Source organism: uncultured Allobosea sp. (assembly GCF_945956895.1).
Classification (GTDB): Bacteria; Pseudomonadota; Alphaproteobacteria; order Rhizobiales; family Beijerinckiaceae; genus Allobosea.
Map to the genome: position 1 here is coordinate 1 of NZ_CAMFJF010000023.1, position 14,759 is coordinate 14,759.

At 66.3% G+C, this 14,759-nt stretch carries 10 protein-coding genes; 6 read left to right on the forward strand and 4 right to left on the reverse strand.

The window, feature by feature from the left end:
* Nucleotides 1–226 (reverse strand): response regulator (locus tag Q0Q02_RS13995; RefSeq protein WP_293810353.1); only part of this gene is annotated, 226 nt, incomplete at its 3' end.
* A 253-nt stretch (nucleotides 227–479) separates the two neighbouring features.
* Between Q0Q02_RS13995 and Q0Q02_RS14000 the strand changes: the two genes are divergently transcribed.
* The gene (locus tag Q0Q02_RS14000; RefSeq protein WP_293810405.1) at nucleotides 480–1,370 is read left to right on the forward strand and encodes an N-formylglutamate amidohydrolase; all 891 of its coding nucleotides are present in this window, start codon (nucleotides 480–482) and stop codon (nucleotides 1,368–1,370) included.
* Nucleotides 1,371–1,679: 309 nt separating this feature from the next.
* Complete coding sequence (gene hisN, locus Q0Q02_RS14005; RefSeq protein WP_293810354.1) at nucleotides 1,680–2,462, forward strand: histidinol-phosphatase; 783 nt, start codon at nucleotides 1,680–1,682, stop codon at nucleotides 2,460–2,462.
* On the opposite strand, the gene Q0Q02_RS14010 is transcribed toward hisN, so the two are convergent.
* Nucleotides 2,367–3,422 (reverse strand): alpha/beta hydrolase, encoded by a 1,056-nt coding sequence (locus Q0Q02_RS14010; RefSeq protein WP_293810355.1) that lies wholly within the window; start codon nucleotides 3,420–3,422, stop codon nucleotides 2,367–2,369. The two genes, hisN and Q0Q02_RS14010, sit on opposite strands and share 96 nt — an antisense overlap.
* Before the next feature lie 413 nt (nucleotides 3,423–3,835).
* On the opposite strand from Q0Q02_RS14010, the gene Q0Q02_RS14015 reads away from it, so the two are divergent.
* Complete coding sequence (locus Q0Q02_RS14015) at nucleotides 3,836–4,303, forward strand: Hsp20 family protein (protein WP_293810356.1); 468 nt, start codon at nucleotides 3,836–3,838, stop codon at nucleotides 4,301–4,303.
* Nucleotides 4,304–4,368: 65 nt separating this feature from the next.
* On the opposite strand, the gene Q0Q02_RS14020 is transcribed toward Q0Q02_RS14015, so the two are convergent.
* Together Q0Q02_RS14020 and Q0Q02_RS14025 are read right to left on the reverse strand one after the other, a co-directional pair.
* Nucleotides 4,369–5,325 (reverse strand): hypothetical protein, encoded by a 957-nt coding sequence (locus Q0Q02_RS14020; RefSeq protein WP_293810357.1) that lies wholly within the window; start codon nucleotides 5,323–5,325, stop codon nucleotides 4,369–4,371.
* Nucleotides 5,326–5,418: 93 nt separating this feature from the next.
* A complete protein-coding gene (locus tag Q0Q02_RS14025; RefSeq protein WP_293810358.1) occupies nucleotides 5,419–6,474 on the reverse strand; it encodes a low specificity L-threonine aldolase in 1,056 nt (351 codons plus the stop codon).
* Between the two features lie 615 nt (nucleotides 6,475–7,089).
* On the opposite strand from Q0Q02_RS14025, the gene gltB reads away from it, so the two are divergent.
* From gltB to Q0Q02_RS14040, 3 genes are all read left to right on the forward strand, one after another.
* Nucleotides 7,090–11,778 carry a glutamate synthase large subunit gene (gene gltB, locus Q0Q02_RS14030; RefSeq protein WP_293810359.1) on the forward strand — a complete coding sequence of 1,563 codons (4,689 nt, stop codon included), beginning with the start codon at nucleotides 7,090–7,092 and terminating at the stop codon, nucleotides 11,776–11,778.
* A gap of 98 nt (nucleotides 11,779–11,876) precedes the next feature.
* Nucleotides 11,877–13,301 carry a glutamate synthase subunit beta gene (locus tag Q0Q02_RS14035; protein WP_293810360.1) on the forward strand — a complete coding sequence of 475 codons (1,425 nt, stop codon included), beginning with the start codon at nucleotides 11,877–11,879 and terminating at the stop codon, nucleotides 13,299–13,301.
* A gap of 263 nt (nucleotides 13,302–13,564) precedes the next feature.
* The gene (locus tag Q0Q02_RS14040) at nucleotides 13,565–14,584 is read left to right on the forward strand and encodes a helix-turn-helix domain-containing protein (RefSeq protein WP_293810361.1); all 1,020 of its coding nucleotides are present in this window, start codon (nucleotides 13,565–13,567) and stop codon (nucleotides 14,582–14,584) included.
* Nucleotides 14,585–14,759: the final 175 nt, after the last annotated feature.

Sequence of the window (14,759 nt, forward strand, 5' to 3'; positions counted from 1 at the left end):
CCTTGATGTCGGGATCGAGCTCGGTGGCGCGGCGCGCCAGCTCGATGCCGTCCATTTCCGGCATGACGATATCCGTCAGCAGGAGCTCGAACGGCTCCTCGCGCAGGCGGTTATAGGCCGACAGGCCATTATCGAAGGAGGCGACGTCGTAGCCCGCGTTCTGCAGGGCCTTGACCAGGAAGCGACGCATATCGTTGTCGTCTTCGGCGAGCAGTATCTTCGTCATGGGCCTGATCTGTTCGTCCCTGAGGCCTGTGTTTCTGTAACGTCTGGCACCGCGGCCAAGGCCGGGTCTGGAACGGTTGGGTACTCACCCGGCCGCACAGTTGGAACCATGTCCTTTGATAAGGCAACATCATGGTAAACAAGGCGTGAATCCAGCAGAGAATTTCCTCAGGTTTGCGACATCGCTTCAACCGCTCCGGTTTGTGTGCTTCAGTCAGCGTGAGATGAGCTTTTCCTCCACCCCTTTTCAGCCCGTGCCGGACGACGTCGTCGCCGAGATCGAGCGGCCGTTCAGCCTGTACCAGCCGGCTCTCCAGGTCGTGCCGGTGGTGGTCGACGTGCCGCATGCCGGCCGCTGCTATCCGCGCGGTTTCGTCGAGGCGGCGCGTCTGCCGCTGCGCAGCCTCAGACGTTCCGAGGACGCCTATGTCGACCGGCTGTTCGGGCAGAGTGTTGCGCTCGGCGCGCCGCTGCTCGCGGCGGAGTTCCCGCGCGCCTATCTCGACGTCAATCGCGAGCCCTACGAGCTCGACCCGCGCATGTTCGAGGGCCGGGTGCCGCCCTTCGCCAATACGCGCTCGATGCGGGTCGCCGGCGGGCTCGGCACGATTCCCCGCATCGTCGGCGACGGGCAGGAGATCTATTTCGGCCGGATTCCGATTCAGGAGGGGCTCGCCCGCATCGACGAGCTCTACCGACCCTATCATGCGGGTCTGCGCAGCCTCATCCAGCGCACGCAAGGCGTATTCGGAACCTGCATCCTCGTCGATGCGCATTCGATGCCCTCGGCCGGGCTCGATCGCGAGGGGGGCGCGAAATCCGACATCATCCTGGGCGACCGCTTCGGCACCAGCGCCGCAGGCTATATCATCGACATCGCCGAGCAGGCCTTCACGCGGCTGGGTTTCAGCGTCACCCGCAACCGGCCCTATGCCGGCGGCTTCATCACCGAGCATTACGGCGCGCCGGCTGCCGGCGTGCATGCGCTGCAGATTGAAGTGAACCGCGCGCTCTACATGAACGAGACGACGCTGGAGCCGCATGCCGGCTTCGGCGCGGTCGAGCAGGCGATCGCGGGCGTGATGGCGGATTGCTTCGCGCGCTGGAGCGGCTGGCTCGACGAAGGGCGCGAGGCGGCCGAGTAGCGGTTGCCGGCGAAGCGGGGGGCTGTCCAAGAAAAAAGGGCCGCACACTTGCGTGGCGGCCCAAGTCTAGGGAGGAAACGCCCAAGGAGGGCAATGAAGGTTTGAGGTCATCTCCCCTTCGCAGTGCACAATATGAGAGTGCGCTGCAAAACGCAAGTGAAATCGACGAAATCAAAGGCGCTATGCGACTGATGCATGGCGTTGTTGCGAAAAGCAGAGGTTTTTCGGATATTTCCGCGTCCGAGCCTCGATCTGTGTGATCCGCTCGCGGAGTCGATGCTGCAGAGCAGCAAAATGGAGTGCCTGTTCATGAGCGCAGTCGATTTCGGCGCCTTTGTCGCAGAGTTGGCGACACAGTCGGGCCGGGCGATCCTGCCCTTCTTCCGCGCGCTGCACGCGACGGAGGACAAGTCCCGCGGCGGGGTGTTCGATCCCGTGACGGAGGGCGACCGCGCCGGCGAATCGGTGATGCGCCACATGATCAAGCGGCAGTTCCCGGCCCATGGCGTGCTCGGGGAGGAATTCGGCAGCGAGAACACAGATGCGGAATATGTCTGGGTGCTCGATCCGATCGACGGCACGCGCGCCTTCATCTCGGGCATTCCGGTCTGGGGCACGCTGATCGGGCTGACGCGCAACGGCGTGCCGGTCTACGGCATGATGCACCAGCCCTTCTCGAGCGAGCGCTTTTCCGGCGACGGGCGCGAGGCGCGCTATGAGGGGCCGGGCGGATCGAAGAAGCTGCGGACGCGCCAGACGACCGACCTTGCCACCGCGACGCTGATGACGACGACGCCGGCCCTGTTCAAAGGCGAGGAGGCCGAGGCCTTCGCGCGCGTCGAAAGCGACGTTCGGCTCTCGCGCTATGGCTGCGACTGCTACGCCTATTGCATGCTCGCGGCCGGCCATGTCGACCTCGTCATCGAGAGCGGCCTCAAACCCTATGACATCGTCGCGCTGATCCCGATCATCGAGGGGGCGGGCGGCATCGTCACCTCATGGGACGGCGGCAGCGCTGCCGGAGGCGGGCGCATCCTCGCGGCCGGCAGCAAGGCGCTGCATGAGGCCGCCATGGCCAGGCTCGCGGGCTGAGCCGGGCAGGGCCTGATCCTCGCCGGGGATGAAGGCGTCGAAGGCGGCCCAGAACTGGGCGCGGATCGCGTCGTTCTCCATCAGGATCTCGTGGCGTGACGTCGGCAGGACCAGCGCCGAGCCGGTCTTCAGCCGCGCCGCGAAGCGCTCGATCGCGGGCGTCGAGACGACCGGATCGCGGCCGGCGGCGATGATCAGGGTCGGCACCTTCACCTCCAGCGGGGCTGAAGGCGTGGCGAGGCGCGCCATCAGCCGGAAGGCCGTCCTGATCCAGGCGACGGTCGGGTCGCCGATGCTGAGCTCGCGTGCCGCGGCCGAGAGTGCGGCGTTGCGGGCATAGCGGACGGGGTCGCCGGTCAGGCGGTTGCCCTCGAAGGGTTTGGTCGCGATCGCGGTATCGCCGCCGCCCGGCACGAAGGCGCGACCGAGGCCGAGCCAGTAGAGCAGGCTCGCCAGGAGCTTGGCCCGGCCGGAATGCGGGATCATCGCGATGCCCAGCATCGGCGCGAGCGCGACCATGCGCGAGACCGGCAGGGCATTCGAGCGGGCAGCGTCGAGGCAGAGCGCGGCGCCCATCGAATGGGCGAGGACGAAATAGGGCGGTGGCAACTTCGCCTGCATCTCGGCCATGGCCAGCGCGAGATCGGCCTCGTAGTGCCTGAGACGCCCGACATGGCCCTTGCGCGTGCGCCGGACGAAACGTTGCGAGCCGCCCTGGCCGCGCCAGTCGAAGCTCAGCACATGGAAGCCACGGCGGCGCAGTTCCGCGATGGTTTCACTGTAGCGCTCGATGAACTCGGCCCGGCCCTGCACGACGACGATGGTGCCGCGCACAGGCTTCACCGTCGGGTGCCAGCTCGCGAAGCGCAAGGCGGCCCCATCCCGCGTCGTCGCGAGCCAGGTCTTGCCACGCCCGGGAACGGGATAGTCCGGGTCGGCGAAAAAGGCGGCCTCGGCCATCAAGTGCTCCGCATCGCGGCTGCATCATGGGTCGCGGCCGCCGCATGCCTCACATCCTGCACGAGATATCCTGCGAAAACATGTCGGTGCGTCGAAAAAAGAAACGTGCGGGTCATTTGGTGCCGGGAGAAGCCTTCAAGCCCTCATCCTGAGGAGCCGCGTCAGCGGCGTCTCGAAGGATGGTCCAGATGTCTCCGGAACCACCTGGAGCATCCTTCGAGACGCGCCTCGCGGCGCTCCTCAGGATGAGGGCTGAGCATTCAATCCGACGCTACGAAGCACGGCTCTTGAAAAGCCCAAATGCCTCCCCAGATCAGGTCTGTGCAGGCCAGAACCGGCTGCACGAAAGCAACCAAGGTCCGCGCTCAGGCGAGGCGGACCGGCCTCATTGTCGCTTCTTCGGAGGACATATCATGCGTCATTTCGACCTTTCGCCGCTTTATCGCTCGACCGTCGGTTTCGACCGTCTGTTCAATCTCCTCGACCAGGCGTCGAGCAGCGAAGCCGCTCCGAGCTACCCGCCCTACAATATCGAGCGGACCGCCGAGAACGCCTACCGCATCACCATCGCGGTCGCGGGTTTCGGTGAGGGCGACCTCTCCATCGAGTCCAAGGAAAACGCGCTGACCGTCAAGGGCGAGAAGCAGATCGTCGAGGGTGCCGAGAAGCGCGAGGTCCTGCATCAGGGCATCGCCGCGCGCGCCTTCGAGCGTCGCTTCCAGCTTGCGGATTATGTGCAGGTGACCGGCGCCAGCCTGGAGAACGGCCTGCTCCATATCGACCTCGTGCGCGAGATCCCCGAGGCCAAGAAGCCGCGCCAGATTCCGATTGGCGGCGGTTCCGCCAAGGTCCTCGAGGCCAAGGTCGCCAAGGCCGCGTAACCAGCGTCAGGCTTTCGATGAAAGCGAAAGGCTCCCGGAAACGGGAGCCTTTTTTTGTTGTTCGGTCAGTTCATCGGGGCGACCGGAGCGATCGGCGTCTCGGGCTTCGGCGTCGATGGGCTCGGATCGATGTTCTGCACCGGCGGGATCGACGAGGCTTCGGCTGCCGGCGCTGCGGTCGAGAGCGGTGGCTTGCGCTCGGTGCCCTCGGTGTTGCGCACGTCGCTCGGGTTGACGAGCTTCGGCTTGTCGGCGCCGGTCTCCGGATTGGTCGCTCCGGGTGACGGCTCCGCCGGCCGGGCGGGCTGCGGCGGGACAATGGCCGCCGGGGCGCTGGCCTGAGCCGGTGCCGTTTCCGCTGGTTTCACCGGTTCGGGCGCAGGCGGCGCGGCGGGTGAGGGCGGCGAAGTTGTCGCGGGTGCGCTTGCCTCTGCCGGCGGCTTCTCGACCGGCGCGACAGGCTCGGGCGTGGGCGGTGCGGCCGGGGATGGCGGCACGGTCGTTGCCGGGGCGCTGGCCTCAGTCGGACCCTTGAGCTCGGGCGGCCGTTCCGGCGGCTGGGGCACGAGACGCTGGCGCGGCGGGGCGTACTCCTCGCGCGGGTCGGCGCGGGCGACGCTGGGGGCGGCCTGTCCGCGCAAGGGTATGCGCTGGATCAATTCGCCGGCATAGGCGTCGAGGATCAGGCGCTGGCGCTGGCCACCCTGCGTGACGCCGTCGACGATATAGGTGTCGTCGCGCCGGATCGAGCGCTCGATCCGCACGAGGCCGTAGCGGCGGGCCGCGATGCCGTTGACCGAGTAGGGCGAGACGGCAGCCGGCGCGCGCGGCACGGCGGCGGGCGGGCGCGGCGCGTAGCCGTAGTCGTAACGATAGCCGTAGCCATAGGCCGGGTAGGGGTCGTATCCGTCGTCGTAATAATAGTACTGGGCGCTGGCGGTGCCCGCCATGCCGGCCATTGCGCCGGCCACGACCAGGCCCATCAGCGCGATGCGCCCCGGTGCGGTCGAACGATCTGCCATGCGAAATTCCCTTAGCGACTGACTGCTCGCTATTCAGTCTTGTTAGGGATTGCGGCAGGTATGCGGCTGGAAACGGGGCGCAAATGCGCCCGTTCAGCCTGCGATCGCGGCGACCAAGCGCTCGACATCCTCAGGCTTCGTCGCGAAGGACATGACGAAGCGGCCGACGACCTCGCCATCTTTCAGCGGCGCTTCCGGCGGCAGCGAGCGCGCCGACCAGTCGTAATAGCCGATGCCTGCCGCTTTCAGACGCTCCTGCACTGCGGGCGGCAGAACGAGGAAGACTTCGTTCGCCTGGCAGGGCCAGGCGAGGCGGGCCTCGCTGCCCTGTGCAACCGAATCCGCCAGTCGCTTCGCGCACGCATTGGCATGGCGGGCGAGGTCGAGCCAGTGATCGTCGGCGAGCAGGCCTTCGAACTGGGCGCCGAGGACGCGGCCCTTCGAGAGCGTCTGGCCGGCGCGCTTGCGGCGCCATTTCATCTCCTCGGCCTCGGCCGGGTCGAAGAAGATCACCGCTTCAGCCGCGAGCGCGCCGTTCTTGGTGCCGCCGAAGGAGAGCACGTCGACGCCGGCCTTCCAGGTGACCTCGGCCGGGGTGCAACCGAGCGTGACCAACGCATTGGCGAAGCGGGCGCCATCCATGTGCAGCTTCAGGCCGCGCGGCGTGACGGCCTCCTTGAGGGCGCGCACTTCGGCCGGGGTGTAGATCGTGCCGCATTCGGTCGCCTGCGTGATCGTCAGCGCCTGCGCCTGGACCTGATGGAAATCGCCGGCGAGCAGATGCGAGAGCGCGCTCGTCACCGTCTCCGGCTTCAGCTTGGCGCCGGTGCCGGGCAGGTCGACCAGCTTGGCGCCGTTGGTGAAGAATTCCGGCGCGCCGCACTCGTCCTCGACGACATGCGCCTCTTCATGGGTGAGGATCGCGCCCCAGGGCTTGACGATGCTGGCCAGCGCCAGCGCATTCGCCGCCGTGCCGGTGAGCACGAGGAAGACCGCGACCTCGCGTTCGAAGATCGCGGCGAAGCGCTCCTCGACGCGGCGCGTCCAGTCGTCCTTGCCGTAGGGGGAGGCGGCACCGGCATTGGCGGCGGCGAGCGCCGCCATGACGCGAGGGCTGGCGGCGGCGGTGTTGTCGCTGAAGAAATCCATGGCTTGAGGGTTAGGCGGAGGGCGGTTTTCTGCCAAGCGACAAGGACGAGGAGGGGGCTTGCGCGCTGCGCTGGGTGAGACCTTGGGGCATGCCGAAAAACAAGAACCGGACTGCCTGAGTCGGGCTTTCGTTTCGGAAATGTCTGGCGTGGATTCAATTTTGCAATAAAATTTCGCTGCAGCGCGAAATCGGCGCTTGTGCCTAGATTGGAATTCTGGCAAGTTCATCGCAATAGGACAGTGTTGCTGTCCCATTTTTCACCGCGCCGACCAAAAGCTGTTCTAGCTCGAGGTCGCGCCGTCGCAACGGAGCGGAGCATGACGAAGGGCCGGGCTACCAACGCCAAAGCCAATCGCACGCGCGCCGTCCGTAAAACGACGGCCTGAAGACAGGCGCGAACGGGCGAGCCACGCCCGAGGCGCCTGCGGAGGACGCGGGCGCGGTGGAAACAAAGCGCAAGCAAAGCCTCCAAAGAGACGACGGCCGAACCGCTCTGGCCCCATCCTTGCTGCCGACATCAGGTCGGCTCCGAGGGCCGCAGCGGTCGGGATTGTGGACTGACGGGTCTCCCTGCCGGCGCGAGTCCGCGGGGTTCTGGGAAGCGGGGTTTGACGATGAGCGTGACCAGCAAGTCGAGCGGCGCAGAGGCTTTCGAGCGTTTTCCGGCCGTGCGCGATCCGGCGATGCCGACGCATCAGGGCCTGTACGATCCCAATAACGAGAAAGACTCGTGCGGCGTCGGCTTCATCGCCGACATGAAGAACCGCAAGAGCCACGCGATCGTGCAGCAGGGCCTGCAGATCCTGCACAATATCGACCATCGCGGTGCGGTCGGTGCCGATCCGAAGCTCGGCGACGGTTGCGGCATCCTCGTCCAGATCCCCGACCGGTTCTTCCGCGAGGAGACCGCGCGGCTCGGCATCACCCTGCCGGAGCAGGGCTACTACGCCATCGGCCAGTTCTTCATGCCGCGCGATCCCGCTGCCCGGGCGATGTGCGAGGAGATCATCGCGCAGACCGTGGCGGAGGAGGGGCTCGTCTTCCTCGGCTGGCGCGACGTGCCGGTCGACAACAGCGATCTTGGCCATGCCGTGCTCGCGACCGAGCCGGTCCATCGCCAGCTCTTCGTCGGCCGTCCCGAGGACATCGCCGACGAGGACGAGTTCGAGCGGCAGGTCTATGTCCTCCGCAAGTCGGTCTCGAACAAGGTCTACAAGCATCAGGAGCGCAAGACGGCGGAGTATTACCCCGTCTCGATGTCCTGCCGCACCATCGTCTACAAGGGCATGGTGCTGGTGAACCAGCTCGGTTCCTACTTCAAGGACCTGCAGGACGAGCGCTTCGAGAGCGCGCTGGCGCTGGTCCACCAGCGCTTCGCCACCAATACCTTCCCGTCCTGGCGCCTCGCCCATCCCTACCGGATGGTCGCCCATAACGGCGAGATCAACACGCTGCGCGGCAACGTCAACTGGATGGCGGCGCGGCAGGCGAGCGTCGATTCCGACCTGTTCGGCTCCGACATCTCGAAGCTCTGGCCGATTTCCTACGAGGGCCAGTCCGACACCGCCTGCTTCGACAACGCGCTCGAGTTCCTGGTGCAGGGCGGCTATTCGCTGGCCCATGCCATGATGATGCTCGTGCCGGAGGCGTGGAACGGCAACCCGCTGATGAACGAGGAGCGGCGCGCGTTCTACGAATATCACGCCGCGCTGATGGAGCCCTGGGACGGGCCGGCCGCGATCGCCTTCACCGACGGTCGCCAGATCGGCGCCACGCTCGACCGCAACGGCCTGCGTCCGGCGCGCTATCTCGTCACCGACGATGGGCTCGTCGTGCTCGCCTCGGAATTCGGCGTGCTGCCGATCCCGGAGGAGAAGATCGTCGAGAAGTGGCGCCTCCAGCCCGGCAAGATGCTGCTGATCGATCTCGAAGAAGGCCGCATCATCGGCGATGACGAGATCAAGACCTCGCTCTGCCTCGCCAACCCTTACAAGGACTGGCTGAAGCGCACCCAGATCGTGCTGGAGGACCTGCCGCCGGTCGAGGCGCGGGCCTCGCGCACCGACGTCCCGCTGCTCGATCGCCAGCAATCCTTCGGCTACACCACCGAGGATGTCCGCCTGCTGATGGCGCCGATGGCGGTGACCGGGCAGGAAGCCGTGGGCTCGATGGGCACGGACACGCCGATCTCGGCGCTCTCGCTCAAGTCGAAGCTGCTCTACACCTATTTCAAGCAGAACTTCGCACAGGTCACCAACCCGCCGATCGACCCGATCCGCGAGGAGCTGGTGATGAGCCTGCTCTCCTTCATCGGGCCGCGTCCGAACATCCTTGATCTGGAGGGCACCTCGCGGCGCAAGCGCCTGGAGGTCCGCACCCCGATCCTGACCAATGACGATCTCGAGAAGATCCGCTGCATCGGCCATTACGAGGATCGTTTCGACACCAAGACGATCGACTTCACCTATCCGGCGCGCGAGGGCGCGGCCGGCATGGACGGCGCCGTGGCGCGGCTCTGTGAGCGCGCGGAAGCGGCGGTCCATGGCGGCTACAACATCATTATCCTCTCGGACCGGCAGGTCGGGCCGGACCGCATCCCGATCCCGGCGCTCTTGGCGACGGCGGCGGTGCATCATCACCTGATCCGCAAGGGCCTGCGCACCTCGGTCGGCCTTGTCGTCGAATCCGGCGAACCGCGCGAGATCCATCATTTCTGCTGCCTCGCCGGCTACGGCGCCGAGGCGATCAACCCCTATCTCGCCTTCGACACCCTGCTCGACCAGCATGAGCAGGGCGCCTTCCCCGAGGAGGTCGATGCCGACGAGGTGGTGAAGCGCTACATCAAGTCGGTGGGCAAGGGCGTGCTCAAGGTCATGTCCAAGATGGGCATCTCGACCTACCAGTCCTATTGCGGCGCGCAGATCTTCGACGCCGTCGGCCTGAAGAGCGCCTTCGTCGACAAGTTCTTCTTCGGCACGGGCACGGCGATCGAGGGCGTCGGTCTCGACGAGATCGCCGAGGAGAGCCTGCGCCGGCATCGCGACGCCTTCGGCGACTCGCCGCTCTACCGCAACAGCCTCGATATCGGCGGCGAGTACATGTACCGCGTCCGCGGCGAGGACCATGTCTGGAAGCCGGATGTTGTCGCCTCGCTGCAGCATGCGGTGCGCTTGAACGCGCAGGACCGCTACGAGGAGTTCGCCCAGCAGGTCAACGACGACGCGCAGCGGCTCAGCACCATCCGCGGCCTGTTCAAGGTCAAGATGGCGACCGACAATGGCCGCGCGCCGGTGCCGCTGGAGAGCGTCGAGCCCGCCGCCGAGATCGTGAAGCGCTTCGCCACCGGCGCGATGTCCTTCGGCTCGATCTCGCGCGAGGCGCACGAGACGATCGCGCTCGCGATGAACCAGATCGGCGGCAAGTCGAACACCGGCGAGGGCGGCGAGGAACCGATCCGCTTCCGCCCGATGCCGGATGGCCGCTCGAAGCGCTCGGCGATCAAGCAGGTCGCGTCCGGCCGCTTCGGTGTCACCACCGAATATCTCGTCAATGCCGACGTGATGCAGATCAAGGTGGCGCAGGGCGCCAAGCCCGGCGAGGGCGGCCAGCTTCCCGGCCACAAGGTCGACGCCAAGATCGCCCGCACCCGGCATTCGACGCCGGGTGTCGGCCTGATCTCGCCGCCGCCGCACCATGACATCTATTCGATCGAGGATCTGGCGCAGCTCATCTTCGACCTGAAGAACGTCAACCCGGCAGCCGATGTCTCGGTGAAGCTCGTCTCCGAGATCGGCGTCGGCACGGTAGCCGCCGGCGTCGCCAAGTCGCGCGCCGACCACATCACCATTTCCGGCTTCGAGGGCGGCACGGGCGCGAGCCCCCTGACCTCGCTGAAGCATGCCGGCTCGCCCTGGGAGATCGGCCTCGCCGAGACGCAGCAGACGCTGGTGCTGAACCAACTGCGCGGGCGTGTCGCGCTCCAGGTCGACGGTGGGTTGCGGACCGGCCGCGACGTCATCATCGGCGCGCTGCTCGGGGCCGACGAGTTCGGCTTCTCGACCGCGCCCTTGATCGCGGCGGGCTGCATCATGATGCGCAAGTGCCATCTCAACACCTGCCCGGTCGGCGTCGCGACGCAGGACCCGGTGCTGCGCAAGCGCTTCAAGGGCCTGCCCGAGCATGTCGTGAACTACTTCTTCTTCGTGGCCGAGGATGTCCGCCGGATCATGGCGGAGATGGGCTTCACCAAGATCGAGGAGATCGTCGGCCGCTCGGACCTGCTCGACAAGCGCGACGCCATCGAACACTGGAAGGCGAACGGGCTCGACTTCACCAAGCTCTTCCACAAGGTCGACCTGCCGGGCGTGGCGATCCGCCATGTCGAGTTGCAGAAGCACCCGATCGACACCGTGCTCGACCGCCAGCTGCTCGCAGAGGCGACGAACGCGATCGAGACCGGCACGCCGGTCGTGATCGAGAAGCCGGTCGGCAATGTCGACCGCAGCACGGGCGCGATGTTGTCTGGCGCCGTCGCCAAGAAGTACGGCCATGCCGGTCTGCCGGAAGACACGATCACGGTGAAGCTCACCGGCACCTCCGGCCAGAGCTTCGCGGCCTTCCTGGCGGCGGGCGTCACGGTCGAGCTCACCGGCCAGGCCAACGACTATGTCGCCAAGGGTCTCTCGGGCGGCAAGGTGATCGTGAAGCCCGATCCGGCGACCAAGGCCGTGGCCGAGCGCTCGATCATCGTCGGCAACACCGTGCTCTACGGCGCGATCGCAGGCGAAGCTTACTTCCGCGGCGTCGCGGGCGAGCGTTTCGCGGTGCGCAATTCCGGCGCCATCGCGGTGGTGGAAGGCACCGGCGACCATGGCTGCGAGTACATGACCGGCGGCGTCGTCGCGGTCATCGGCCAGACCGGGCGCAATTTCGCGGCCGGCATGTCGGGCGGCATCGCCTATGTTCTGGACGAGGACGGCACCTTCAAGTCGCGCTGCAATCTCTCGATGGTCGATCTTGAACCGGTCGAGGAGGAAGAGGACCTGATGGAGCGCTTGCACCATCATGGCGGCGATCTCGAGCACAAGGGCCGGATCGACATGACCAATATGTCGGGCCACGATGAAGAGCGCCTGATGCAGATGCTGACGAACCATGTCGACTACACCGGCTCGGAGCGCGCCCGCACCATCCTCGACAACTGGGCGGATTACCGCACCAAGTTCGTCAAGGTGATGCCGGTCGAGTACCGCCGCGCGCTGCGCGAGATGGAACAGGCCCGCACCTTGCAGGCTGCGGAATAAGCGAACGCCACCCCGCCGGGGCCGTCACGGTCCCGGCATCTCGATCAGGTTAAGGCACGCGCACGGGGACGCCCCGCGCACACGGCGAGAGAAACGGCATGGGCAAGGTCACGGGCTTTCTCGAATTCGACCGGCAGGAGCAGAAGTATCAGCTCGCCGGCGACCGCATTCGCCACTTCCGCGAGTTCACGCTCCCGCTGGAAGAGCGCGATATCAAGAAGCAGGCGGCGCGCTGCATGGATTGCGGCATTCCGTTCTGCCATGGGCCGACCGGCTGCCCGGTCCATAACCAGATCCCGGACTGGAACGAGCTGGTCTATTCCGGCGGCTGGGAGGATGCTCTGCGCAACCTCCACTCCACCAACAACTTCCCGGAATTCACCGGCCGCATCTGTCCGGCTCCTTGCGAGGAAGCCTGCACGCTCAACCTCGAAAACATGCCGGTGACGATCAAGACGATCGAGCAGGCGATTGCCGACAAGGGCTGGGAGGAGGGCTGGATCGCGCCGGAAATCCCGGCCAAGCGCACCGGCAAGCGCATCGCCATCGTCGGCTCGGGGCCGGCCGGCATGGCTGCGGCGCAGCAGCTCGCCCGCGTCGGGCACGACGTCCATCTCTATGAGCGCGAGGCCAAGGCCGGCGGCCTGCTGCGCTACGGCATCCCCGACTTCAAGATGGAGAAGAAGCATATCGACCGCCGGGTGAAGCAGATGGAGGCGGAAGGCGTGACCTTCCACTACAATGCCAATGTCGGCGTGAACCTGCCCTTCGCCACGCTGATGGCCGAGCATGACGCGGTGCTGATGACGGGCGGGGCGGAAGCGCCGCGCGATCCCGGCCTGCCGGACACCAATCTTGCCGGCGTGCACTACGCGATGCCGTACCTGACCCAGCAGAACAAGCGCGTCGGCGGTGAGGACGTCTCGAGCCTTGAGCCGATCAGCGCGGCTGGCAAGCATGTCGTCGTCGTCGGCGGCGGCGATACGGCCTCGGACTGCGTCGGCACAGCCTTCCGGCAGGGCGCGCTCTCGGTGACGCAGCTCGATATCCGGCCGATGGCGCCGGAGCTGGAGGACAAGCTGACGGTCTGGCCGTACTGGCCGACCAAGTTCCGCACGTCCTCGTCGCAGGCCGAGGGCGCTGAGCGCGAGTTCCAGGCGGCGACGCTTGGGCTCGAAGGCCGCAACGGCCGGCTCACCGGCGTGAAATGCGCCCGCGTGGACGAGAAGCGCAAGCCCATTCCCGGCACCGAATTCGTGCTCCAGGCCGATCTTTGCTTCCTCGCCATCGGCTTCGCCGGCTCGGTGATCGAGGGCATGATCGCGCAGTCGGGCGCGGCCGTGGACAAGCGTGCCAACGTCGTCGCCAATGACCGCGACTACAAGACCAATGTCGGCAAGGTCTTCGTCGCCGGCGACATGCGTCGCGGCCAGTCGCTGGTGGTCTGGGCGATCCGCGAGGGTCGCCAGGCGGCCCATGCGATCGACAAGGAGCTGATGGGCGCGACGATCCTGCCGGTGTGAGCCCGTCCCGACGGGGAGACTCCGGTTCGCGCTCATGCACTAGCCGTCTCGGTGCCGATCGGGCGGCGGGCGAACGGTTGCGTCCGTTCGCAGGCGTCTCCCTTCGACGGTCGCCCGCATGGTTGAATCCGGTCTCTACCTCGGCGCTGCAGCAAAGCTGCCTTAAATTTAGGCAGGCTTTCGCAGTTGCGAATAATTAACTTGACCGTCATGTAAAATGGGAGTGCAAGGGCGCTCCCCAGTCCCTGGTCCGGCTCCGTTCCATGATACCGGTTATCTTCACCACGGCGGGCCTTCCCAAAGCGCAGCAGCTCGACGCCTGGCGCGGCTGGTTCGATACGATCTTCGACGTCGAGGTCGACGACCCCCAGCAAGGCTTCTCCGCGACAAGCGAAACCTGGGATTTCGGCGGCTTCGGCCTGACCCGCATCCGCGCGCCGAAACTGCGCGCGCTCCGGACGACGGGCCTTGTCCGGCGCAACCCCGTCGATCATTGGGGCGTCGCCTTCGGCCGTCAGCGGACCTTTGGTGAGGGCCGGCAAGGCACGCTCGACGTGCCGGCCAACACGCCCTTCATAGCCTCGTTCGGCCGTCCGCTCGTCAGTCAGCGTGAAGCGGACGAGCGCCTGCAACTCTATCTGCCGCGGGACGCCTTTCCCGAGCTGTCACCCGTTTTCGAAGCGGCCGAGGGGCGCCCGCTCGGTGACCAGATGGGCGCGCTCCTGACCGAGTTCATCGACCTGCTGGTGCGCAGCGCCTCGGCCTTTGCCGACATGAATCTGGAGAACCTGCAAAGCGCGATCCGTGGCATGCTGCTCGCCTGCGTCTCGCCTTCGGCCGATCACAGTGCCATTGGCGCGGCGCCGCTTGCCGCGACGCGCAAGGAGGTCGTCCGGCGCATTGTCGACCTGAACCTGAACAACACCGCTCTGGGGCCGGATTTCCTCTGCCGCGAAGCCGGCATGTCCCGGTCGCAGCTCTATCGCCTGTTCGAGAACGAAGGGGGCGTGGCGAATTACATCCAGCGCCGTCGCCTCAAGCGCTGCTTCACAGAACTGTCGAAGAATGCCGAAGGGCGTTCGGTGGCTGCGATCGCCGAGGGGTTGGGTTTTCCGGATCCGTCCAGCTTCAGCCGATCGTTCAGGAGGGAGTTCGGATTGGCCCCCCGGGATGTCATGCACAAGCGGCTATCGGGCGCGCCTGTCGATGCGATCGTGGCCAAGGCACAGGCTTCCGAAGCGCTCAACCTGCATGGTCTCCTGCGGCAGATCGCGCGAGACTAGAGTATCGGATTGAATATCGTATTCAGCCCGATACTCTAGCTCTTTGATTTTGCATCGGATTTGCCCGAAAACCGCGCTCCACTTTTCGGGCCGATGCTATAGAAGTCAGAAGGTCGCGAGGGAGCGGCGGAGAGGGCGGGAGCCCTGTTCAACCGTGCCGACTCGGTTATGATCC